General features: G+C 66.8%; 36 protein-coding genes. All 36 read left to right on the top strand.

Annotated features, from left to right (window positions below; genetic code table 11):
* Window positions 1-242: 242 nt before the first annotated feature.
* Window positions 243-551: a 30S ribosomal protein S10 gene (rpsJ, locus tag ABZ463_RS05430; RefSeq protein WP_012887830.1), complete on the top strand. Its 309-nt coding sequence runs from the start codon at window positions 243-245 to the stop codon at window positions 549-551.
* 14 nt (window positions 552-565) lie between these two features.
* Window positions 566-1,219 (top strand): 50S ribosomal protein L3, encoded by a 654-nt coding sequence (gene rplC / locus ABZ463_RS05425; RefSeq protein WP_352015610.1) that lies wholly within the window; start codon window positions 566-568, stop codon window positions 1,217-1,219.
* Complete coding sequence (gene rplD, locus ABZ463_RS05420) at window positions 1,216-1,863, top strand: 50S ribosomal protein L4 (protein WP_352015609.1); 648 nt, start codon at window positions 1,216-1,218, stop codon at window positions 1,861-1,863. The genes rplC and rplD overlap by 4 nt, the downstream gene beginning before the upstream one ends.
* The gene (gene rplW, locus ABZ463_RS05415; protein WP_352015608.1) at window positions 1,863-2,165 is read left to right on the top strand and encodes a 50S ribosomal protein L23; all 303 of its coding nucleotides are present in this window, start codon (window positions 1,863-1,865) and stop codon (window positions 2,163-2,165) included. The genes rplD and rplW overlap by 1 nt, the downstream gene beginning before the upstream one ends.
* 92 nt (window positions 2,166-2,257) lie before the next feature.
* On the top strand, window positions 2,258-3,094 hold the full coding sequence (gene rplB / locus ABZ463_RS05410) for a 50S ribosomal protein L2 (protein ID WP_352015607.1): 837 nt from the start codon (window positions 2,258-2,260) through the stop codon (window positions 3,092-3,094).
* 11 nt (window positions 3,095-3,105) lie between these two features.
* On the top strand, window positions 3,106-3,384 hold the full coding sequence (gene rpsS, locus ABZ463_RS05405; RefSeq protein ID WP_068896536.1) for a 30S ribosomal protein S19: 279 nt from the start codon (window positions 3,106-3,108) through the stop codon (window positions 3,382-3,384).
* A 67-nt stretch (window positions 3,385-3,451) separates the two neighbouring features.
* The gene (rplV, locus tag ABZ463_RS05400; RefSeq protein WP_179819691.1) at window positions 3,452-3,805 is read left to right on the top strand and encodes a 50S ribosomal protein L22; all 354 of its coding nucleotides are present in this window, start codon (window positions 3,452-3,454) and stop codon (window positions 3,803-3,805) included.
* Complete coding sequence (gene rpsC / locus ABZ463_RS05395) at window positions 3,805-4,662, top strand: 30S ribosomal protein S3 (RefSeq protein WP_352015606.1); 858 nt, start codon at window positions 3,805-3,807, stop codon at window positions 4,660-4,662. The genes rplV and rpsC overlap by 1 nt, the downstream gene beginning before the upstream one ends.
* Before the next feature lie 2 nt (window positions 4,663-4,664).
* Entirely contained in the window at window positions 4,665-5,084 is a 420-nt protein-coding gene (gene rplP / locus ABZ463_RS05390) for a 50S ribosomal protein L16 (protein ID WP_184712606.1), read from the top strand.
* The gene (rpmC, locus tag ABZ463_RS05385) at window positions 5,084-5,320 is read left to right on the top strand and encodes a 50S ribosomal protein L29 (protein WP_352015605.1); all 237 of its coding nucleotides are present in this window, start codon (window positions 5,084-5,086) and stop codon (window positions 5,318-5,320) included. The genes rplP and rpmC overlap by 1 nt, the downstream gene beginning before the upstream one ends.
* The gene (rpsQ, locus tag ABZ463_RS05380) at window positions 5,313-5,594 is read left to right on the top strand and encodes a 30S ribosomal protein S17 (protein ID WP_352015604.1); all 282 of its coding nucleotides are present in this window, start codon (window positions 5,313-5,315) and stop codon (window positions 5,592-5,594) included. The genes rpmC and rpsQ overlap by 8 nt, the downstream gene beginning before the upstream one ends.
* 239 nt (window positions 5,595-5,833) lie before the next feature.
* Window positions 5,834-6,202, top strand: coding sequence for a 50S ribosomal protein L14 (gene rplN, locus ABZ463_RS05375; protein ID WP_012887841.1), 369 nt, complete (start codon window positions 5,834-5,836; stop codon window positions 6,200-6,202).
* A gap of 8 nt (window positions 6,203-6,210) precedes the next feature.
* Complete coding sequence (gene rplX, locus ABZ463_RS05370; protein WP_352015618.1) at window positions 6,211-6,507, top strand: 50S ribosomal protein L24; 297 nt, start codon at window positions 6,211-6,213, stop codon at window positions 6,505-6,507.
* Entirely contained in the window at window positions 6,507-7,088 is a 582-nt protein-coding gene (rplE, locus tag ABZ463_RS05365) for a 50S ribosomal protein L5 (RefSeq protein ID WP_352015603.1), read from the top strand. The genes rplX and rplE overlap by 1 nt, the downstream gene beginning before the upstream one ends.
* Before the next feature lie 2 nt (window positions 7,089-7,090).
* Complete coding sequence (locus ABZ463_RS05360; RefSeq protein ID WP_012887844.1) at window positions 7,091-7,276, top strand: type Z 30S ribosomal protein S14; 186 nt, start codon at window positions 7,091-7,093, stop codon at window positions 7,274-7,276.
* A gap of 144 nt (window positions 7,277-7,420) precedes the next feature.
* Window positions 7,421-7,819, top strand: coding sequence for a 30S ribosomal protein S8 (gene rpsH / locus ABZ463_RS05355; protein WP_352015602.1), 399 nt, complete (start codon window positions 7,421-7,423; stop codon window positions 7,817-7,819).
* A 17-nt stretch (window positions 7,820-7,836) separates the two neighbouring features.
* Window positions 7,837-8,379: a 50S ribosomal protein L6 gene (gene rplF / locus ABZ463_RS05350; protein WP_352015601.1), complete on the top strand. Its 543-nt coding sequence runs from the start codon at window positions 7,837-7,839 to the stop codon at window positions 8,377-8,379.
* A 2-nt stretch (window positions 8,380-8,381) separates the two neighbouring features.
* Window positions 8,382-8,765 carry a 50S ribosomal protein L18 gene (gene rplR, locus ABZ463_RS05345; RefSeq protein ID WP_352015600.1) on the top strand — a complete coding sequence of 128 codons (384 nt, stop codon included), beginning with the start codon at window positions 8,382-8,384 and terminating at the stop codon, window positions 8,763-8,765.
* Between the two features lie 40 nt (window positions 8,766-8,805).
* Entirely contained in the window at window positions 8,806-9,438 is a 633-nt protein-coding gene (gene rpsE / locus ABZ463_RS05340; protein WP_352015599.1) for a 30S ribosomal protein S5, read from the top strand.
* 3 nt (window positions 9,439-9,441) lie between these two features.
* Entirely contained in the window at window positions 9,442-9,624 is a 183-nt protein-coding gene (gene rpmD / locus ABZ463_RS05335; protein WP_068896549.1) for a 50S ribosomal protein L30, read from the top strand.
* 2 nt (window positions 9,625-9,626) lie between these two features.
* Window positions 9,627-10,082, top strand: coding sequence for a 50S ribosomal protein L15 (gene rplO / locus ABZ463_RS05330; RefSeq protein ID WP_352015598.1), 456 nt, complete (start codon window positions 9,627-9,629; stop codon window positions 10,080-10,082).
* Between the two features lie 191 nt (window positions 10,083-10,273).
* Window positions 10,274-11,590 carry a preprotein translocase subunit SecY gene (gene secY / locus ABZ463_RS05325; protein WP_352015597.1) on the top strand — a complete coding sequence of 439 codons (1,317 nt, stop codon included), beginning with the start codon at window positions 10,274-10,276 and terminating at the stop codon, window positions 11,588-11,590.
* Window positions 11,590-12,240 carry an adenylate kinase gene (locus ABZ463_RS05320; protein WP_352015596.1) on the top strand — a complete coding sequence of 217 codons (651 nt, stop codon included), beginning with the start codon at window positions 11,590-11,592 and terminating at the stop codon, window positions 12,238-12,240. The genes secY and ABZ463_RS05320 overlap by 1 nt, the downstream gene beginning before the upstream one ends.
* 123 nt (window positions 12,241-12,363) lie before the next feature.
* Window positions 12,364-13,182: a type I methionyl aminopeptidase gene (map, locus tag ABZ463_RS05315; protein WP_352015595.1), complete on the top strand. Its 819-nt coding sequence runs from the start codon at window positions 12,364-12,366 to the stop codon at window positions 13,180-13,182.
* Between the two features lie 54 nt (window positions 13,183-13,236).
* Window positions 13,237-13,653: a DUF1707 domain-containing protein gene (locus tag ABZ463_RS05310; protein ID WP_352015594.1), complete on the top strand. Its 417-nt coding sequence runs from the start codon at window positions 13,237-13,239 to the stop codon at window positions 13,651-13,653.
* Between the two features lie 154 nt (window positions 13,654-13,807).
* Window positions 13,808-14,314 carry a hypothetical protein gene (locus ABZ463_RS05305; protein WP_362773237.1) on the top strand — a complete coding sequence of 169 codons (507 nt, stop codon included), beginning with the start codon at window positions 13,808-13,810 and terminating at the stop codon, window positions 14,312-14,314.
* A complete protein-coding gene (locus ABZ463_RS05300; RefSeq protein ID WP_362773234.1) occupies window positions 14,295-15,044 on the top strand; it encodes a class F sortase in 750 nt (249 codons plus the stop codon). Before ABZ463_RS05305 ends, ABZ463_RS05300 begins: the two co-directional genes overlap by 20 nt.
* Window positions 15,045-15,231: 187 nt before the next feature.
* The gene (infA, locus tag ABZ463_RS05295) at window positions 15,232-15,453 is read left to right on the top strand and encodes a translation initiation factor IF-1 (protein WP_012887858.1); all 222 of its coding nucleotides are present in this window, start codon (window positions 15,232-15,234) and stop codon (window positions 15,451-15,453) included.
* Window positions 15,454-15,477: 24 nt separating this feature from the next.
* Window positions 15,478-15,591, top strand: coding sequence for a 50S ribosomal protein L36 (rpmJ, locus tag ABZ463_RS05290; RefSeq protein WP_003956441.1), 114 nt, complete (start codon window positions 15,478-15,480; stop codon window positions 15,589-15,591).
* Between the two features lie 209 nt (window positions 15,592-15,800).
* Window positions 15,801-16,181, top strand: a complete 381-nt coding sequence (gene rpsM, locus ABZ463_RS05285) for a 30S ribosomal protein S13 (RefSeq protein WP_184712621.1) — start codon at window positions 15,801-15,803, stop codon at window positions 16,179-16,181.
* Window positions 16,182-16,226: 45 nt separating this feature from the next.
* Window positions 16,227-16,631 (top strand): 30S ribosomal protein S11, encoded by a 405-nt coding sequence (gene rpsK, locus ABZ463_RS05280; RefSeq protein WP_020542285.1) that lies wholly within the window; start codon window positions 16,227-16,229, stop codon window positions 16,629-16,631.
* Window positions 16,632-16,651: 20 nt separating this feature from the next.
* The gene (rpsD, locus tag ABZ463_RS05275; RefSeq protein ID WP_352015591.1) at window positions 16,652-17,278 is read left to right on the top strand and encodes a 30S ribosomal protein S4; all 627 of its coding nucleotides are present in this window, start codon (window positions 16,652-16,654) and stop codon (window positions 17,276-17,278) included.
* A 98-nt stretch (window positions 17,279-17,376) separates the two neighbouring features.
* Window positions 17,377-18,393, top strand: a complete 1,017-nt coding sequence (locus ABZ463_RS05270; RefSeq protein ID WP_189246821.1) for a DNA-directed RNA polymerase subunit alpha — start codon at window positions 17,377-17,379, stop codon at window positions 18,391-18,393.
* Between the two features lie 90 nt (window positions 18,394-18,483).
* Window positions 18,484-19,011, top strand: a complete 528-nt coding sequence (gene rplQ, locus ABZ463_RS05265) for a 50S ribosomal protein L17 (RefSeq protein WP_362773228.1) — start codon at window positions 18,484-18,486, stop codon at window positions 19,009-19,011.
* Window positions 19,012-19,131: 120 nt separating this feature from the next.
* Window positions 19,132-20,001 carry a tRNA pseudouridine(38-40) synthase TruA gene (truA, locus tag ABZ463_RS05260; RefSeq protein WP_352015589.1) on the top strand — a complete coding sequence of 290 codons (870 nt, stop codon included), beginning with the start codon at window positions 19,132-19,134 and terminating at the stop codon, window positions 19,999-20,001.
* Between the two features lie 331 nt (window positions 20,002-20,332).
* The gene (locus ABZ463_RS05255) at window positions 20,333-20,620 is read left to right on the top strand and encodes a phosphotransferase (protein ID WP_362773292.1); all 288 of its coding nucleotides are present in this window, start codon (window positions 20,333-20,335) and stop codon (window positions 20,618-20,620) included.

Genomic DNA, 20,620 nt, shown 5'->3' with positions numbered 1-20,620 from the left:
GGCGGTCGGCCCTCATCCCAGGGTCGGCCGCCGCGCCACGAGGAGGCTCGTGCCGTACGGCCCGCGTCTCACGCCCCACGAGAACCGTGATCTCGCAGTTGGTTCGGCCGCACCGTGACCGAACTAACCGCCAGATCACGGAAGAAAGCGCAGATCATCTGCGTCTGCTCCGTGGGACACATTTAGCGGCAACAGGCCGCACGCAACTTTTTCAGACGACAGCGAAGGACACCGAGGCCATTATGGCGGGACAGAAGATCCGCATTCGGCTCAAGGCCTATGACCACGAGGTCATCGACAGCTCGGCCAAGAAGATCGTCGAGACGGTCACGCGGACTGGCGCTAAGGTCGCGGGCCCGGTGCCGCTGCCGACCGAGAAGAACGTGTACTGCGTCATCCGCTCGCCGCACAAGTACAAGGACAGCCGCGAGCACTTTGAGATGCGTACGCACAAGCGGCTGATTGACATCATCGACCCGACGCCGAAGACGGTCGACTCGCTCATGCGACTCGACCTCCCCGCCGGCGTTGACATCTCGATCAAGCTCTGAGGGAACGCACTGACATGGCTAAGCAGATCAAGGGCGTCCTGGGCAAGAAGCTCGGCATGACCCAGGTCTTCGACGCGGACAACCGGATGGTCCCGGTGACCGTCGTTGAGGCCGGTCCGTGCGTCGTGACCCGTGTCCGCACGCCCGAGAAGGACGGCTACTCCGCCGTACAGCTCGGTTTCGGGCAGGTCGACCCGCGGAAGGTCAACAAGCCGCTCGGCGACTACCTGCGCAAGCACGACATCACCCCGCGTCGTTACTTCACGGAGATCCGTACCGACGACGCGAGTGACTACACCCTGGGCCAGGAGGTTCTGGCCGACACCTTCGAGGCGGGCCAGTTCGTCGACGTGACGGGCAAGAGCAAGGGTAAGGGCTACGCCGGTGTCATGAAGCGTCACGGCTTCAAGGGTCTGGGCGCCTCGCACGGTACCCAGCGCAAGCACCGTTCGCCGGGTTCCATCGGCGGCTGCGCCACCCCGGGCCGCGTTTTCAAGGGCCTGCGCATGGCCGGTCGGATGGGTAACGTCCGCACCACCATCCAGAGCCTCAAGGTTCACGCCGTGGACGCCGAGAAGGGCCTCATCCTGATCAAGGGTGCGATCCCCGGCGCCAACGGCAGCCTGGTTCTCCTCCGCACCGCTGCCAAGAAGGGGGCTGCCAAGTGAGCACCATTGACGTCCTCGACGCGAGCGGCGCGAAGTCCGGTACGGTCGACCTCCCCGGCGACGTCTTCGGCGCCAAGGTCAACGTTCCGCTGATCCACCAGGTCGTCGTGGCCCAGCTCGCCGCTCGTCGGCAGGGCACGCACAAGGCCAAGACCCGTGGTGAGGTCAGCGGTGGCGGCAAGAAGCCGTACCGCCAGAAGGGCACCGGCCGCGCCCGTCAGGGTTCGACCCGCGCTCCGCAGTTCACCGGCGGTGGCACCGTCCACGGTCCGGTCCCGAGGGACTACAGCCAGCGGACGCCCAAGAAGATGAAGGCCGCCGCCCTGCGTGGCGCCCTGTCCGACCGGGCCACCGGCGGTCGTGTCCACGTGGTCAGCTCGCTGGTCACCGGGGAGACCCCCAAGACCAAGGTGGCGCTTGAGGCGCTGCGCAAGGTCACGCAGGCCCGCAGCGTCCTGGTCGTCGTCGACGAGGGCGACGAGCTCACCTGGCTGAGCCTGCGCAACGCTCCGGAGGTCCACCTGCTGGACGCCGGGCAGCTGAACACCTACGACGTGCTCTGCTACGACGACGTCGTCTTCACTCAGGAGGCGTACGACCAGGTCGTCGCGCGCCTGAGCCAGAGCGGGAAGGAAGACGCCTGATGGAGAAGATCGCCGACCCGCGTGACATCATCATCAAGCCGATCGTCTCCGAGAAGAGCTACGGCCTGATCGACGAGAACAACAAGTACACGTTCCTGGTGCGGAAGACCGCCAACAAGACGCAGGTGAAGATCGCCATTGAGCAGATCTTCGGCGTCAAGGTGGTCAGTGTGAACACCATCAACCGCCAGGGCAAGCGCAAGCGGACCAAGTTCGGTTACGGCCAGCGCCCCAGCACCAAGCGCGCGATCGTGAGCCTGGTCGAGGGTGACCGTATCGACATCTTCGGCCAGGTCGGCTGACCCGCTCGCTGAAGTAAGGAACAGGGAGAATGCCCCCCGTCTACAGCGGGGGGCATTCGACCGGATTAACCGACGAAGGATGAACGAAAAAGATGGGCATCCGTAAACTCAAGCCGACGACCCCGGGTCGCCGCGGCGCCAGTGTCTCGGACTTCGCCGAGATCACGCGCAGCACGCCCGAGAAGTCGCTGCTTGCCCCCTTGCACAGCAAGGGAGGGCGCAACGTCCACGGCCGGGTGACCGCTCGTCACCAGGGTGGTGGCCACAAGCGCGCCTACCGGATCATCGACTTCCGGCGCCATGACAAGGACGGGATCCCGGCCAAGGTCGCTCACATCGAGTACGACCCCAACCGCACCTCCCGGATCGCGCTGCTGCACTACGCCGACGGGGAGAAGCGCTACATCCTCTGCCCGACCGGTCTGAAGCAGGGCGACAAGATCGAGAACGGCCCCACGGCCGACATCAAGCCCGGCAACTGCCTGCCGCTGCGCAACATCCCGACCGGTACCTTCATCCACGCGGTGGAGCTCCGTCCGGGCGGCGGCGCCAAGCTGGGCCGGTCCGCCGGCGCGCAGATCCAGCTCCTCGCCAAGGAGGGGCAGTACGCCACGCTGCGTATGCCCTCCGGCGAAATGCGCCAGGTCGACGTCCGCTGCCGGGCCTCCATCGGCCAGGTCGGCAACGCCGAGCAGGCGAACATCAACTGGGGTAAGGCCGGCCGCATGCGGTGGAAGGGCAAGCGCCCCACCGTCCGCGGTGTCGCGATGAACCCGGTCGACCACCCGCACGGTGGTGGTGAGGGTAAGACCTCTGGTGGTCGTCACCCCGTGAACCCGAAGGGCAAGCCCGAGGGTCGTACCCGTGCGGCGAACAAGGCCAGCGACCGGCTGATCATCCGTCGTCGGACCAAGCGGAAGAAGCGGTAGGAGCAGCCAAAATGCCACGTAGCCTTAAGAAGGGTCCCTTCGTGGACGACCACCTTCAGAAGAAGGTGGATGCCCAGAACGAGAAGGGCACCAAGAACGTCATCAAGACGTGGTCGCGGCGCTCCATGATCGTTCCCGACATGATCGGGCACACGATCGCCGTTCACGACGGCCGCAAGCACGTCCCGGTCTTCGTGACCGAGGCGATGATCGGCCACAAGCTCGGTGAGTTCGCGCCCACGCGGACCTTCCGCAGCCACGTCAAGGAAGACCGCCGCAGCCGGCGGTAAGCGCCTCACAGGACGGCAGGTCATGCCGGCCGTCCCACACGAAGCAGAAGGTTAAGAGGAGTAAGCGATGGAAGCCAGGGCTCAGGTGCGGTTCGCGCGCCACACGCCCATGAAGGCCCGCCGTGTGGTGGACCTCATTCGCGGGCTGCCCGCTTCGGAGGCGCAGGCCGTGCTGCAGTTCGCTCCCCAGGCGGCGAGCGAGACCGTGTACAAGGTGCTGTCCAGCGCCATTGCGAACGCGGAGCACAACTTCAAGCTCGACCGCGACACGCTCTTCGTGAGCCGTGCGTGGGTCGACGAGGGCCCGACGCTGAAGCGGTTCCGTCCCCGCGCTCAGGGTCGTGCCTATCGGATCAACAAGCGGACGAGCCACATCACCGTGATCGTGGAGTCCCGCGAGCCGAAGGGGAGGACCCGCTAGTGGGTCAGAAGGTCAACCCGCACGGGTTCCGCCTCGGCATCACGACCGACTTCAAGAGCCGGTGGTATGCCGACAAGCTCTACAAGTCGTACGTCGCCGAGGACGTGGCGATCCGCCGCATGCTCAAGAAGGGCATGGAGCGGGCCGGCATCTCCAAGGTGGAGATCGAGCGGACCACCGACCGGGTTCAGGTCGACATTCACACCGCCCGTCCGGGCATCGTCATCGGCCGCCGCGGCGCCGAGGCGGACCGGATTCGCGGTGACCTCGAGAAGCTGACCAAGAAGCAGGTCCAGCTGAACATCCTTGAGGTCAAGAACCCCGAGATCGACGCTCAGCTCGTCGCCCAGGGCGTCGCCGAGCAGCTGTCCAGCCGTGTCTCCTTCCGCCGCGCCATGCGCAAGGCGATGCAGTCGGCCATGAAGAGCGGCGCCAAGGGCATCCGGGTGCAGTGCTCCGGTCGTCTCGGCGGCGCTGAGATGTCGCGTTCGGAGTTCTACCGCGAGGGCCGCGTGCCCCTGCACACGCTCCGCGCCGACATCGACTACGGCCTCTACGAGGCCCGCACCACCTTCGGCCGCATCGGCGTGAAGGTGTGGATCTACAAGGGTGAGGCTCCGACCAGCCGCGCCGAGCGCGAGGCGGCCGCCGCCGGTGCCCGTGCGGGGCAGCGTCGCGACCGTGACGACCGTCGTGGTGGCCCCGGTGGGGACCGTCCGCGTCGTGGCGGCGCCGGTGGCGACCGTCCGCGTCGTGGTGGTGCCGGCCGCGGTGACCGTGGCCCCAGGAACGAGGCGGCCTCCCAGGCCACCCCCGAGACCGGCCCGGCTGCGCAGCCGGGTGCTGAAGGGAGCTGACCATGCTGATCCCGCGCAGGGTCAAGCACCGCAAGCAGCACCGGCCCGACCGTCACGGCGCCGCCAAGGGTGGCACCAGGGTCGTGTTCGGCGAGTACGGCATCCAGGCGATTGAGCACTCCTACGTGACCAACCGCCAGATCGAGTCGGCTCGTATCGCCATGACCCGTCACATCAAGCGTGGCGGAAAGGTCTGGATCAACATCTTCCCGGACCGTCCCCTCACCAAGAAGCCCGCTGAGACCCGCATGGGTTCCGGTAAGGGTTCGCCGGAGTGGTGGATCGCCAACGTCAAGCCCGGTCGCGTCATGTTCGAGCTGTCGGGTGTCGCCGAGCCCGTGGCCCGCGAGGCCATGCGTCGCGCGATGCACAAGCTCCCGATGAAGTGCCGGTTCGTCAAGCGTGAAGTGGGTGAGGCGTGATGGCTAAGGGCCTGACCGCCGGTGAGCTGCGAGCGGAGGACCAGGACACCCTGGTTCAGAAGCTGAAGGAAGCCAAGGAGGAGCTGTTCAACCTCCGCTTCCAGGCCGCGACCGGCCAGTTGGAGAGCCACGGGCGGCTGCGCGCCGTCCGCCGCGAGATCGCCCGTATCTACACCGTGATGCGCGAGCGGGAGCTTGGCATCGTGACGGTCGAGAAGGAGTCGGTCGATGGCTGAGACAACTGAGAACACGAACGAGGCGCGTAACTACCGCAAGACCCGCGAGGGTCTGGTGGTCAGTGACAAGATGGACAAGACTGTCGTCGTCGCTGTCGAGGACCGCGTCAAGCACCCCCTGTACGGCAAGGTCATCCGCAGGACGACCAAGTACAAGGCGCACGACGAGGCCAACTCGTGCGGCGTCGGCGACCGCGTTCTCCTGATGGAGACCCGGCCGCTGTCCGCCAGCAAGCGCTGGCGGGTCGTCGAGATCCTCGAACGCGCCAAGTAACAAGACGCGCCTCGTGGGGGGTGACCTGATCACCCCCCATGACGGTGTCCAAGGGAACGGGGACGATCCTCGTTCCGCCTGCGGCGGCGGTGATGCGGACACGGACGCTCATCCGGGCACGGGAAGTGCCCGGCGGGTGGCCGGCCGTACGGCTGTCGCCGGGGGAAAAAGACCACAGCAGTTCCGCAAGGCTTGCCCGGCACACGGGTGAGAACCGGCGAGACAAACAGGAGTTATAGGTGATTCAGCAGGAGTCGCGACTCAAGGTCGCCGACAACACGGGTGCGAAGGAAGTCCTTTGCATTCGTGTGCTCGGTGGCTCGGGTCGGCGCTACGCGGGAATCGGCGACATCATCGTCGCCACGGTCAAGGACGCCATTCCTGGCGGCACCGTGAAGAAGGGCGACGTCGTCAAGGCGGTCATCGTCCGTACTGTCAAGGAGCGCCGCCGGCCCGACGGCTCCTACATCCGCTTCGACGAGAACGCCGCCGTGATCATCAAGGACAGCGGCGACCCTCGTGGGACGCGTATCTTCGGCCCCGTCGGACGCGAGCTGCGCGACAAGAAGTTCATGCGCATCATCTCGCTCGCCCCGGAGGTGTTGTAATGCCGAATCTGCATGTCAAGAAGGGCGACCTGGTCCTCGTCATCGCCGGCAAGGACAAGGGCGCCAAGGGTCGTGTGATCGCCGCCTACCCGCGCGAGGACCGCGTGGTCGTCGAGGGCGTCAACATGATCAAGAAGCACTCCAAGGAGACCCACCAGGGCCCGCGTGGCGCCAAGAGCGGCGGCGTGCAGACCATGGAGGCTCCCATCCACGTGAGCAACGTCAAGAAGCTCAAGGGTGACGAGAAGCCCGCCAAGAAGGAGTCGGCGAAGGCGGACTCCGACGAGTCGGGTGAGGACAACTGATGACCGCCAACACCACCGAGGCCGTCGCGACGAGGCCCCTCCCGCGCCTCAAGCAGCGTTACCGCGAGGAGATCATCGCGAAGCTGCAGGAGCAGTTCGGGTACGAGAACGTCATGCTGATCCCCACGATCACCAAGATCAAGGTGAACATGGGTGTCGGCGAGGCCGCGCGTGACTCGAAGCTCATCGACGGCGCCGTTCGTGACCTGACCTCCATCACCGGCCAGAAGCCGGCCGTCGTGCGGGCCCGCAAGTCCATCGCCCAGTTCAAGCTGCGCGAGGGCATGCCGATCGGCGCCCACGTGACGCTGCGCGGCGACCGCATGTGGGAGTTCCTCGACCGTCTGCTGTCGCTGGCGCTGCCCCGCATCCGTGACTTCCGCGGTCTGTCGCCGAAGCAGTTCGACGGCAACGGCAACTACACCTTCGGTCTGACCGAGCAGGTCATGTTCCACGAGATCGACCAGGACAAGGTCGACCGTCAGCGTGGTATGGACATCACGGTCGTGACCACCGCTAAGACCGACGACCAGGGCCGGGCGCTGCTGAAGCTTCTCGGTTTCCCCTTCAAGGAGGCCTGATCATGGCGAAGACGTCGCTGAAGGTCAAGGCTGCTCGCAAGGCCAAGTTCGAGGTCCGGGCGTACACTCGGTGCTCGCGCTGTGGTCGTCCCCGCGCCGTCTACAGGAAGTTCGGCCTGTGCCGCATCTGCTTCCGCGAGATGGCGCACCGGGGCGAGCTGCCCGGCATCACCAAGTCGAGCTGGTAGTCTCCGCGCGGCCCGGTGGGTCTCTCACCGGGCCCCGCGGTGCCAGCCGTACAAGTAAGTCGATATTCACCGGGCGCTGTCTCAAGCGCCCATGACCGCACCGAAGGTCCCCTGGGGAAACCGCGGTGAGGAAGGCCACCGGCCATGACGATGACCGACCCGATCGCAGACATGCTCACGCGTCTGCGAAACGCGAACTCGGCGTACCACGACACCGTGGCCATGCCGTACTCGAAGATCAAGGCGCACATCGCCGAGATCCTCCAGCAGGAGGGTTACATCCAGTCCTGGAGCGTCGAGGACGCCAAGGTCGGAAAGAACCTCGTGGTGGAGCTCAAGTTCGGGCCGAGCCGTGAGCGTTCGCTGACGGGCCTGCGCCGGGTTTCCAAGCCCGGTCTGCGGGTCTACGCGAAGAAGGACAACCTGCCCCGGGTCCTGGGAGGACTGGGCGTCGCGATCATCTCGACGTCCGGTGGCCTCATGACCGACAAGCAGGCCGGCAAGCGTGGAGTGGGCGGGGAAGTCCTCGCCTTCGTTTGGTAGAAGGGAGAAATCACAGCATGTCGCGAATCGGACGGCTGCCCATCCCTGTACCGAACGGCGTGGACGTCGCCATCGACGGCCGGGAAGTCACGGTCAAGGGCCCCAAGGGCACGCTCTCACACAAGGTCGCTGAGCCGATCGACGTCGCCAAGGGAGACGACGGTGCTGTCACCGTCAGCCGCCCCAACGACGAGAACAAGGTCCGTGCGCTGCACGGCCTGTCCCGCACGCTGATCGCCAACATGGTGACCGGTGTGACCCAGGGTTACTCCAAGACCCTGGAAATCGTGGGTGTCGGTTACCGCGTGCAGGCCAAGGGCCCGACTCAGCTTGAGTTCGCCCTCGGCTTCAGCCACCCGGTGATCGTGGACGCCCCCGAGGGTGTCACCTTCCGCGTCGAGAAGCCGACCCTGTTCCACGTGGACGGCATCGACAAGCAGAAGGTCGGCGAGGTCGCCGCGAACATCCGTAAGCTGCGCAAGCCCGACCCGTACAAGGGCAAGGGTGTGCGCTACCAGGGCGAGGTTGTCCGCCGCAAGGTCGGAAAGGCTGGTAAGTAGGCATGGCTGGCAAGACTGCGTTCGGCAAGCACACGGCCGCCCGCGCCGTCTCGCGGGCCCGCCGTCACGGCCGAGTCCGCAAGAAGGTGGTCGGTACGGCCGCGCGTCCGCGCCTGGTCGTCAACCGCTCGACGCGGCACCTGTTCGTGCAGATCGTCGACGACTCACAGGGCCACACGCTGGTGAGCGCCTCCACCATGGACGCCACCCTGCGCACGGTGACCGGTGACAAGACCGAGAAGGCGAAGCAGGTCGGCGAGCTTCTCGCTCAGCGGGCCAAGGCTGCCGGGATCACCGCGGTCGTCTTCGACCGTGGTGGAAACCGTTACGCGGGCCGCCTGGCGGCTCTCGCGGACAGCGCCCGCGAAGCCGGGCTGGAGTTCTGATGGCCCGTACTGACAAGAGCAACGAGAAGAGGAACCACTGATGGCTGGAGCTCCGCGTCGCGGTGGCGCCGCCGGTGGCGAGCGGCGTGACGGTCGTCGTGACGATCGCCGCGGTGGCAGCGCTGACAAGGGCGTCTCGTACATCGAGCGCGTAGTGAAGATCAACCGAGTGGCCAAGGTCGTGAAGGGTGGTCGTCGCTTCAGCTTCACCGCCCTCGTCATCGTCGGTGACGGCAACGGCATGGTCGGCGTCGGCTACGGCAAGGCCAAGGAAGTCCCCGCGGCCATCGCCAAGGGCGTCGAAGAGGCCAAGAAGCACTTCTTCCGGGTGCCGCGCATCCAGGGCACCATCCCGCACATCGTGCAGGGTGAGGAGGCCGCCGGCGTGGTCTTCCTGCGCCCGGCCTCGCCCGGTACCGGTGTCATCGCCGGTGGCCCGGTGCGCGCCGTACTGGAGTGCGCGGGCATCCACGACGTGCTGTCCAAGTCGCTCGGCTCGGACAACCCGATCAACATCGTGCACGCCACCGTGGCCGCTCTGAAGGGCCTCAGCCGCCCCGAGGAGATCGCGGCCCGCCGTGGCCTGCCCCTGGAGGACGTCGCTCCCAAGGCGATGCTCAAGGCTCGCGCCGAGGGTCTCGCTGAGGCCGCGGCGGCCAAGGCGGTGAGCTAACCGATGGCACGTCTGAAGATCACTCAGGTCCGCTCGAAGATCGGCGGCAAGCAGAATCAGCGTGATTCGCTGCGTTCGCTCGGTCTCAAGCGAATCGGCGACGTCGTCGTCAAGGAGGACCGCCCGGAGATCCGCGGCATGGTCTCCGTGGTGACGCACCTGGTCACCGTGGAAGAGGTCGACTAGACATGGCAGAGAACACTCCGCTCCGTATCCACCACCTGCGTCCGGCTCCTGGCGCCAACAAGGCCAAGGTCCGCAAGGGTCGTGGTGAGGGCTCCAAGGGCAAGACCGCCGGTCGTGGCACCAAGGGCACGCACGCGAGGACCGGGGTTCCCCTCGGTTTCGAGGGTGGCCAGGTTCCGCTGCAGCGTCGCCTGCCCAAGCTGAAGGGCTTCTCCAACGCCCTGTTCAAGACGACCTACCAGGTCGTCAACCTGGACAGGCTCGGCGAGTTGTTCCCCGAGGGTGGCGAGGTCACCGTCGAGGCCCTGGTCGCCAAGGGCGCGGTTCGCAAGAACCAGCTCGTGAAGGTCCTGGGCACCGGTGACATCTCCGTGGCGCTGAACGTGCAGGTGCACGCCTTCTCCGCCAGTGCCAAGGAGAAGATCGCCGCGGCCGGGGGCTCTGTCTCCGAGCTGTAGGACATGGAATTTCACGCATGAAAACGAGGCGCGGGGGCTCATTATGGGCCCCCGCGCCCGTAGTGCGTTAGAGTTCGCTGGACAGCGAGACTCAACTCGTTTCCGTGAGCTCGTTGACACGAGATAGCAAAGATGGACCACCCCCGCACCATCGCTGACCGACATCGCCTTTCAGGCGCGCAGGAGGGCCCGTGCTGACCGCGTTTACCCGAGCGTTCCGTACGCCGGACCTGCGCAATAAGTTGCTCTTCACCTTGGGCATCATCGCGCTGTTCCGGCTGGGTTCGGTGCTCCCGACCCCGGGTGTGAATACGGAGAACATCAGCCGCTGTCTCAGCCAGGCTCAGGCTGGGGATGCGGGCAACATCTACGGAATGGTACAGCTCTTCAGCGGTGGCGCCCTGCTGAAGCTGTCGGTGTTCGCGCTCGGCATCATGCCGTACATCACCGCGAGCATCATTCTGCAGCTCTTGGTCGTGGTGATCCCGCGCCTCGAAGCCCTCAAGAAGGAGGGCCAGGCGGGCCAGACCAAGATCACCCAGTATACGCGGTACCTCACGGTCGGTCTGGCTATTCTCCAGTCGACCGCCTTCATCGCCCTCGCGCGCACCGGCCAGCTGTTCCCGCAGTGCCGTGAGGAGATCCTGCTCGACAAGAACAACATCTTCTCGATCGTCACCATGGTGATCATCATGACCGCGGGCACCGCGGTCATCATGTGGCTGGGCGAGCTGGTCACCGACCGCGGCGTCGGCAACGGCATGTCCATCCTGATCTTCACCCAGGTGATCGCGGTCTTCCCGGTCGAGCTGATGACCATCGCCCGCACCCGCGGCATGTTCGTCTTCAGTGTGGTAATCATCACAGGCATCGCGATGATCGCCCTGGTCGTCATGGTCGAGCAGGCTCAGCGCCGGGTCCCGGTGCAGTACGCCAAGCGCATGGTCGGCCGCAGGATGTACGGCGGCACCTCCACCTACATCCCGCTGAAGGTGAACCAGGCCGGCATCATCCCGGTGATCTTCGCCTCCTCTCTGCTCTACCTTCCGCAGCTGGTCACGACCCTGTTCAGCAACGCTCAGGAAGAGCCGAACGCGGTCGTGCAGTGGATCCAGCAGAACCTGGTCACGGGCGACACCCCCGCCTACATGATCACGTTCTTCCTGTTGATCGTCTTCTTCACCTACTTCTACGTGTCCATTACCTTCAACCCCGTTGAAGTCGCCGACAACATGAAGAAGTACGGTGGGTTCATCCCGGGCATCCGTCCGGGCCGCCCGACGGCTGAGTACCTCAACTATGTGCTCACGCGACTCACCGCTCCTGGCTCGCTCTATCTGGGGCTGATCTCCATGGTGCCGATCGTCGCACTCGCCCTCGTCGGCGCGACCCAGAACTTCCCGTTCGGAGGGACGAGCATTCTGATCATGGTTGGTGTCGGCCTGGACACCGTGAAGCAGATTGAGAGCCAGCTGCAGCAGCGCAACTACGAAGGCTTCCTGAAGTAGTGCGTCTCGTCCTGGTCGGGCCCCCCGGAGCGGGTAAGGGGACACAGGCCCAGTTCATCGCATCGAACCTGTCCATCCCGAAGATCTCGACAGGTGACATCTTCCGCGCCAACGTCTCGGGCGGCACGGAACTCGGCAAGCTTGCCAAGGAGTACATGGACCGTGGCGACCTCGTGCCCGACGAGGTCACCATCGCGATGGTCCGCGACCGCCTCTCGGAGAGCGACGCGCAGGACGGTTTCCTGCTCGACGGCTTCCCCAGGAACGTGCCCCAGGCCGAGATCCTGAAGAAGATGCTTGAGGAGTTCGGCGTCGCGCTGGACATCGTCCTTGAGCTCGTGGTCGACGACGAGGAGGTCGTGCGCAGGCTCGCGGGCCGCCGGACCTGCAGCCAGTGCGGCCGCATCTGGCACGTCGACTTCGACGACAAGAAGGACGACGTCTGCGACGCCTGCGGCGGACGCCTCTATCAGCGCGACGACGACAAGGAGGAGACCATCAGGCACCGCCTGGAGGTCTACCAGGAGCAGACCGCTCCTCTGGTCTCCTTCTACGCCCAGGAGCGCATCCTGGTCGGAGTCGACGCCACCGGTCCGGTGGAAGAGGTCACCCAGCGCGCGATGGAGGCGCTGAGCCCGTACACCGACTAGGGACACTTGTCTCCCCGGCACGCCATCCATGGCAACCCCATGGGTGGCGTGCTGTCGTTTAGGGCACAATCGGGGGAATTGGGCTCCCCGACTGCCCGTTGAATCACCCCAGGGGGTGCACACGTGTTCAAGAAGAACAAGCATGGAATTCAGATCAAGTCGCCCGAGCAGCTGGAGAAGATGCGGGCAGCGGGCCTCGTGGTCGGCCGCACGCTGCAACTGCTCCGCGAGAACGTCCGGCCGGGCGTGACGCCGCTGGACCTCGACGGCATCGCGGAGAAGGCGATCCGGGACGAGGGTGCCATCCCCTCCTTCAAGGGCTACCAGGGCTTTCCCGCGACGATCTGCGCCTCCGTGAACCACGAGGTGGTCCACGGCATCCCGAGCGACCGGCGTCCGCTTCGCGAGGGCGACGTCATCTCCATCGACTGCGGCGCCATCCTGGACGGCTGGCACGGAGACTCGGCGATCACCGTCCCGGTCGGAGAGGTCGACCCCAAACTGACCGAGCTGATGCGGGTCACGGAGGAGGCCATGTGGAGGGGCATCGCCGCGCTCACCGTCGGCCGCCATCTGTCCGACATCGGCCACCAGGTCGAGAAATACGTCCGTTCCCAGGGTCGTTATGGCATCCCCCAGGAGTACGGCGGGCACGGTATCGGCACCGAGATGCACATGGACCCCTGGGTGGCCAACCATGGCAAGCCGGGCAAGGGTCTGCGTTTCGAGCCGGGCATGTGCTTCGCGGTCGAACCGATGGTCAATCTCGGCACCGACAGGACCAGGGTGCTGGCCGACGACTGGACCGTCGTCACCGTCGACGGGAAGGCCTCGGCGCACTTCGAGCACAGCGTTGCCGTGACACATAATGGACCTTGGGTACTGACCGCTCTTGATGGCGGAAAAGAGCGGCTTGCCGAACTGTTGGGCGATGCGGGATAACACGTACCGCCCGCTGATGAGCGGATGTGGTCGACCATGATGCCTGGCCCGGAGATGCGAGCCTCTGACGGTGACCGCGACAAGGTCGCGGGAGTGCTGCGTGAGCACTACGCCCAGGGCAGGCTCACCGGCGAGGAGTTCGACGAGCGGCTCGAACGGCTCTACTCCAGCAGGACCTACGGAGAGCTGGCCAGGCTCACCTCCGATCTTCCCGACGTCGACCTGAGGCGGATGACCGCCGCCCCGGTCCCGGCGAACCCCTCGCGTGAGGCCCAGCGCAGGGGCGTGGCGGCGATGTGGGGCTCCTGGGCCGTGGCCAGCGGTGTCAACTGGGTGATCTGGCTCATCATCGGTGTCACGAACGGCCTCGACTTCCCCTACCCGTGGCCGCTGTGGGTCATGGGTCCGTGGGGCGTCATGCTGCTGGTCGCCACGGTCCTCGGCGGGCGGGGCGGCCACCCGAACCGGTGACGCCAGAGGTCCCATACGCGAAAAGCCCTCTCATGATCCGGTCATGAGAGGGCTTTTCGCGTTGTGTCAGTTCTTTACCGCCGGAGGCAGTTGAGGCTGGTGAGAAGGGGTAGGTGATCGTTGCCGGGGCACCGTCGTGAGGTGGGGGTGGATGATGGGCCTCAGACGAGACCCTGTGGCGGCGGTGAAGGTCCTCCTGGGCGCCGGAGCGGTGATCGTGTTCGCGGGAGGCGCCGCGGTACCGGCCGATGTGCGGGTCACGCCTTCGACGGTCACGCCCGGACAGTCGGTGGCCATCGCCGCGGGGGGCTGTGTCGCTCCGGCGACCGCCTACTCGGCCGCCTTCGCCTCGACCTCGGCGCGACTGAGGGGCAGGGCCGAGACGATGCGCGGGACCGCCCGCATCAACCCCCACGCCGCACCCGGCACCTACGCCGTCACCGTCCGATGCGTCAGGGGCGGACCGTACGACGGCACCTTCGTCGTCGACGAGCCTCGCCCGGTCCTCGCTCCGGACACCGGGGGCGGCGGCCTGGCGATGCACGCCCCCGGCGGCGCCACCCGCACCGCCTGGCTCTTCGGAGCCCTGGCCATGGTCGTCACGGTCCTCGGATCGGCCCTGGCGCTGACGCGCGGGCACCGTGGACAGGGCGGCCACTAGACCTCCGTGCCCGTCCGGAACCGTCAGCGCGCGGCATCGGCGGGGCCGCGCCCCGGCCGGGCACGGATTCATCCACCGTTTCGTCCTGTTGTGGGCGCTGGCTCTCGCGGCGGGCTGCGGCGCCGTACCGGGAGGCGGGGCTGTGAGGGGTCCCGCGCGCTCTGTGGCGGCCCAGGCCGGGTCGCCGCCGGGGGAACGGGCAGTGGGCGGGCCGGGCTGGCCCGCGCCGATCACACGCCCGCTGGGCCGCGCGGAGCCGACACGCGTGGTGATCCCGCGCATCGGGGTGGACGCCCCGCTCGTGGTGCTCGGCGTGGAGGGGGACGGCAGGCTCGCCGTACCGCCGCTCGACCACGCCGACGCGGCCGGCTGGTACGGCGGCGGCCCGGCCCCGGGGGAGTCCGGCTCCGCGGTCATCGTCGGCCATCTCGACACCAGGACGGGACCGGCGGTCTTCGCCAGGCTCGGCGAGCTGGACCCCGGGGACGCGGTCGGGGTGGTCCGTGCCGACGGCACCGTCGCGGTCTTCGCGGTCGAGCGCGTCGAACAGGCTCCGAAGGACCACTTCCCGGCCGAGCGGGTGTACGGCCCGACGGACGGGCGGCGGCTGAGACTGGTCACCTGCGGGGGCAGCTTTGACCAGGTGAGCCGCTCCTACGCCGACAACGTGATCGTCCACGCCCGGTACCGGGCGGGGTACCGCGCTTCGGATCTGCGGTATTCTGAGTAGCGGTTGTGTCAAGGTACCGGCCGTCTGTTTCGCATTTCATCGCCCGGTGCCGTACACTCCTTCTTCGGTTCACTATGACTCATTGCGCATCGACGGTGTCGCAACCGTCGCTCTCATCGAAGCGCTGGGTCGCGGCTGCGTAGTGTTCCAAGAGCCTCAGACGACCGATCAGTGAAACGCGAGGGACATGGCCAAGAAGGACGGCGCCATCGAGATCGAGGGCACTGTGGTTGAGTCGCTCCCGAACGCGATGTTCAGGGTGCAGCTCGACAACGGCCATAAGGTCCTGGCCCACATCAGCGGGCGGATGCGGATGCACTACATCCGAATCCTTCCTGACGACAGGGTTGTCGTCGAACTGAGCCCCTACGACCTCAGTCGTGGGCGGATCGTCTACCGATACAAGTAAGCGTCTGAGGGACGAATAAGGACTATGAAGGTCAAGCCGAGCGTCAAGAAGATCTGTGACAAGTGCAAGGTGATTCGCCGGCACGGTCGCGTCATGGTGATCTGCGACAACCTGCGCCACAAGCAGCGTCAGGGCTAGTCCAGAAAAGGCCCACACGGAGTCCGCTCATCAGTGGCGGACTCGACCCATGTCGGGCCACAAAGTAATCGCGCCCCACACTCGCGCAGGCGACCTTCGGGTCGTACCACGCGGGAGACCCCCGGTCGGAGGCCGGGGCCCTCACCCCGGGCATGGGGAGGGGAAGCGGGGCGTAGGACCTCCGCCACAACGAAGGAGAATGCCCGACCATGGCTCGCCTGGTTGGCGTCGACCTCCCCCGCGACAAGCGGCTGGAGATCGCTCTCACCTACATTTACGGAATCGGCCGCACCCGCGCGCTTGAGACCCTCAAGGCCACCGGCATCAACGGTGACCTGCGGGTCCACCAGCTCACCGACGAGGAACTGGTGCCGCTGCGCGACTACATCGAGGCCAACTTCAAGATCGAAGGTGACCTCCGCCGTGAGGTCCAGGCCGACATCCGTCGCAAGATCGAGATTCAGTGCTACCAGGGCATCCGGCACCGCCGTGGCCTCCCGGTGCACGGTCAGCGCACGCAGACCAACGCGCGCACCCGTAAGGGCAAGAAGAAGACCGTGGCCGGCAAGAAGAAGCCCGGTAAGAAGTAGTCCGCGTAGCCGCAGGACCGAACACCTCAGGAGTGAAGGCAAGCAATGCCTCCTAAGAGCCGCCAGGGTGCCCCGAAGAAGGTGCGCCGCAAGGAAAAGAAGAACGTCGCTCACGGGCACGCCCACATCAAGAGCACGTTCAACAACACGATCGTCTCGATCACCGACCCGAACGGGAACGTGATCTCCTGGGCCAGCGCCGGCCACGTCGGGTTCAAGGGCTCCCGTAAGTCCACCCCGTTCGCCGCGCAGATGGCCGCCGAGAACGCCGCCCGCCGCGCCATGGAGCACGGCATGCGCAAGGTCGACGTCTTCGTCAAGGGTCCCGGCTCCGGCCGTGAGACCGCGATTCGTTCGCTGCAGGCGACCGGCCTTGAGGTTGGCTCCATTCAGGATGTCACCCCGGTGCCGCACAACGGCTGCCGTCCGCCCAAGCGCCGTCGCGTCTGACGCCCAGGAGAAGATAGAAAATGGCTCGTTACACGGGTGCGGACTGCAAGCTCTGCCGCAGGGAGAAGACCAAGCTCTTCCTCAAGGGCAAGAAGTGCGAGTCCGCGAAGTGCCCCATCGAGATCCGTCCTTACCCGCCGGGTGAGCACGGCCGCGGCCGTCCGAAGGAGTCTGAGTACCAGCTCCAGCTTCGTGAGAAGCAGAAGACCCGCCGCATCTACGGCGTCCTCGAGAAGCAGTTCCACAACTACTACGAGGAAGCCAACCGCAAGTCCGGCAAGACCGGCGAGAACCTCCTCCAGATCCTGGAGAGCCGTCTCGACAACGTGGTCTACCGCGCCGGCTTCGCCGAGTCCCGCGACGCCGCCCGCCAGCAGGTGCGCCACGGCCACATCCTGGTGAACGGCAAGAAGGTCGACATCCCGTCGTACCGCGTGCGTGAGCACGACATCGTCGAGGTGCGCGAGAAGGCCCGCAACCTTCTGCCCTACGAGGTGGCCCGCGCCACCGCCGGTGACAAGACCTACCCGGCCTGGCTGGGTGTCGCTCCCGAGGCTCTGCGCGTGCTGGTCCACCAGCTCCCGGTCCGTCAGCAGATCGACACGCAGGTCCAGGAGCAGCTGATCGTCGAGCTCTACTCCAAGTAGTGGCTTCGAGGGTGCCGTACGGTTCGCCGTACGGCACCTATGCTGTTTATCCGAGCGACGTCAAATAGCGGGCGTCGCCATGCAGGGGGAGTTTCCACATGCTGATCGCTCAGCGTCCCACTCTCCTCGAGGAATCCCTTGAGGAGACCCGCTCCAAGTTCGTCATCGAGCCGCTGGAGCCGGGCTTCGGTTACACCATCGGCAACTCGCTGCGGCGCACGCTGCTGTCGTCCATCCCGGGCGCGGCCGTGACCAGCATCCGCATCGAGGGCGTGCTGCACGAGTTCTCCACGGTTCCCGGGGTCAAGGAGGATGTCACCGACATCATCCTGAACCTCAAGGAGCTGGTCGTCTCCTCCGAGCACGACGAGCCCGTGGTCATGTACCTGCGCAAGCAGGGCCCCGGTGACGTCACCGCCGCCGACATCGCGCCCCCGGCCGGTGTCGAGGTGCACAACCCCGAGCTGCGCATCGCCACGCTGAACGGCAAGGCGAAGCTGGAGATGGAGCTGACGGTCGAGCGTGGCCGTGGCTACGTCTCCGCCGCGCAGAACAAGCAGCCCGGCCAGGAGATCGGTCGCATCCCGATCGACTCCATCTACTCGCCGGTCCTCAAGGTCACCTACAAGGTCGAGGCGACCCGTGTCGAGCAGCGCACGGACTTCGACCGGCTGATCCTGGACGTCGAGACCAAGCCCTGCATGAAGCCCCGCGACGCGGTGGCCTCCGCGGGCAAGACCCTCGTTGAGCTGTTCGGCCTGGCCAGGGAGCTCAACGTCGAGGCCGAGGGCATCGACATCGGCCCGTCGCCGACGGACGCGGCCCTGGCCGCCGACCTGGCGCTGCCGATCGAGGAGCTGAACCTCACCGTCCGCTCCTACAACTGCCTCAAGCGCGAGGGCATCCACACCGTGGGTGAGCTCGTGGCCCGCAGCGAGCAGGACCTCCTGGACATCCGCAACTTCGGTGCCAAGTCCATCGAAGAGGTCAAGCAGAAGCTGCACGAGATGTCGCTCGCGCTGAAGGACTCCCCGCCCGGATTCGACCCGAGCGCGGTGGCCGGTGGCGGCTACGACGATGACGACAGCGCCTACGTCGAGACCGAGCAGTACTGATTTTCATCTGACGGGGGCCGGCCGACCGGCCCCCGGCCTGACCGCGGTACCTCGTACGGCCGCGGCGGGTTAACTCTCAAGGAGAACGAAATGCCCAGGCCCACCAAGGGTGCACGTCTCGGCGGCAGCCCGGCTCACGAGCGGCTGATCCTGGCGAACCTCGCCACCCAGCTGTTCCAGCACGGCCGGATCAAGACCACCGAGGCGAAGGCCAAGCGTCTGCGCCCGCTGGCGGAGAAGCTGATCACCAAGGCCAAGAAGGGCGACATGCACAACCGTCGCCAGGTGCTGACGGTCGTGCGTGACAAGAGCGTCGTGCACCACCTGTTCACCGAGATCGCGCCGACGTTCGCCGAGCGTCCCGGTGGCTACACCCGCATCACGAAGGTCGGCCTCCGTAAGGGCGACGCCGCCCCCATGGCCGTCATCGAGCTGGTGTCCGAGCCGCTGAACACGGTCACCACCACCCGCCAGGCCCCGGCCGCCGCTCCCGCCGCCACGGAGGAGCCGAAGGCCGAGGAGACCTCCGCGGCCGAGGCCGCCGAGGCTCAGGCGGAGGAGGCCCCCGCGGCCGAGGCCCCCGCCGAGGAGACCGAGGGCAAGAAGGACAACGCCTGATCTTCCAGGCTCTCCGGACGGGTCCGGCTTCCTCCACACCGGAGGTGCCGGGCCCGTTCTTCTTTTCCCGGGTCCTCCCGGGGTTCTTTCACCCGGGGTTCTCTCAGGAGGGACGACATCGTGGTACGGCTGCGCCTTGACCTCGCCTACGACGGCACCGGCTTCTCAGGCTGGGCTCGGCAGCCGGGGCGCAGGACGGTCCAGGGGGAGATCGAGGAAGCGCTCGGCAAGGTCTTCCGGTTGCCGGAGCCCCCGTCGCTGACCGTGGCGGGACGGACCGACGCCGGAGTGCACGCCAGAGGACAGGTGGCCCACGTCGATCTGGAGCCCGAGGTGTTCGGCGCGCTGGACAGCAGGCACCAGGCGGTTCCCCTTGAGGATCCGGTCGCCGACCGGCTGCCCGTCCTGATCAGGCGGCTGGCCGGGATCCTGCCCGCCGACGTCAGGGTCCACCGGGTCACCGTGGCCCCCGAGGGTTTCGACGCCCGCTTCTCCGCGATGTCGCGACGCTACGCCTACCGGGTCTGCGACGCCCCCGGCGGGGGCGACCCGCTGCGCCGTCACGAGGTCGTCTGGTATCCCCGCCCTCTCGACCTGGACCGGCTCAACGCCGCCGCGTCGGCGCTGCTGGGCGAGCACGACTTCGCGGCCTTCTGCAAGAAACGCGAGGGCGCGACCACGATCCGCGAGCTCCAGCGGCTCGACTGGGTCAGGGAGGGGGACCTGCTGGTGGCGACGGTCGTCGCGGACGCCTTCTGCCACTCGATGGTCAGGGCGCTGGTCGGGTCGCTGCTGCCGGTCGGGGAGGGGCGCCTGCCGGTCGACTGGCCGGGGCAGGTGCTGACGCGTGCCGTACGGGACTCGGCGGTGCATGTCGCGCCCGCGCACGGTCTGTGCCTTGAGGAGGTGCGTTACCCGGAGGGGGAGGCGTTGGCGCGCCGGGCGGCGCTGACCCGGCGAGTGCGCACGCTCGGAGCCTCCGAGGCGTGATCCGGTCGCCCGGCCGTACGGCGGGCGCGATCTGGTCGGGGCCGTGAGGTCTCCGGTGAACCGCGTCGTTCGTCGCGGTCGGTCGCGGGGCCGGCGCCTGCGATCTGTTGACGGTGGGGACGTGATCGGCTCCGGTTGCGTTCGCCGTGGTCCGGTCGGCCGGGCCGGGTTCATCGAACGTCCCTCATGACCGCCCTGGGAAGCACCGGGCTTGCGTCGGTCCGGCCGGAGGTCGTCAGGGTGGTCCACGCGGTGACTTCGTCCCTGTCGCGATCGGAGAACCGTTGCGCTACGGCGGCAGCCGGTCGGACGTGCGGTCGTCGGCTTTCGCCTGCCTCAGGGACGCAGATGGTTCGGCGGCGAGGCGGAACCGCGCGATGACGAGGTGATCTGTCATGGAGACTTCGGGCCGTGGAACATCGTCTGGCGGGGTGAACGCCCCGTGGGAATCCTGGACTGGGACTACGCCCGGCCCAGGCCGCGACTGCACGACATCGCCTACGCGCTGGAATACGTCGCGCCGTTCCGCGACGACGCCGAGTGCCTGCGCTGGCTGCGTTACCCCACGCCCCCGACCGGCGTCACCGCCTGGAGCTTTTCGCCACGGCCTACGGCCTGA

The organism is Streptosporangium sp. NPDC020145, from assembly GCF_040631275.1.
In the GTDB taxonomy this organism is placed as follows: domain Bacteria; phylum Actinomycetota; class Actinomycetes; order Streptosporangiales; family Streptosporangiaceae; genus Streptosporangium.
This window is presented reverse-complemented; position numbering and strand designations above follow the sequence as displayed.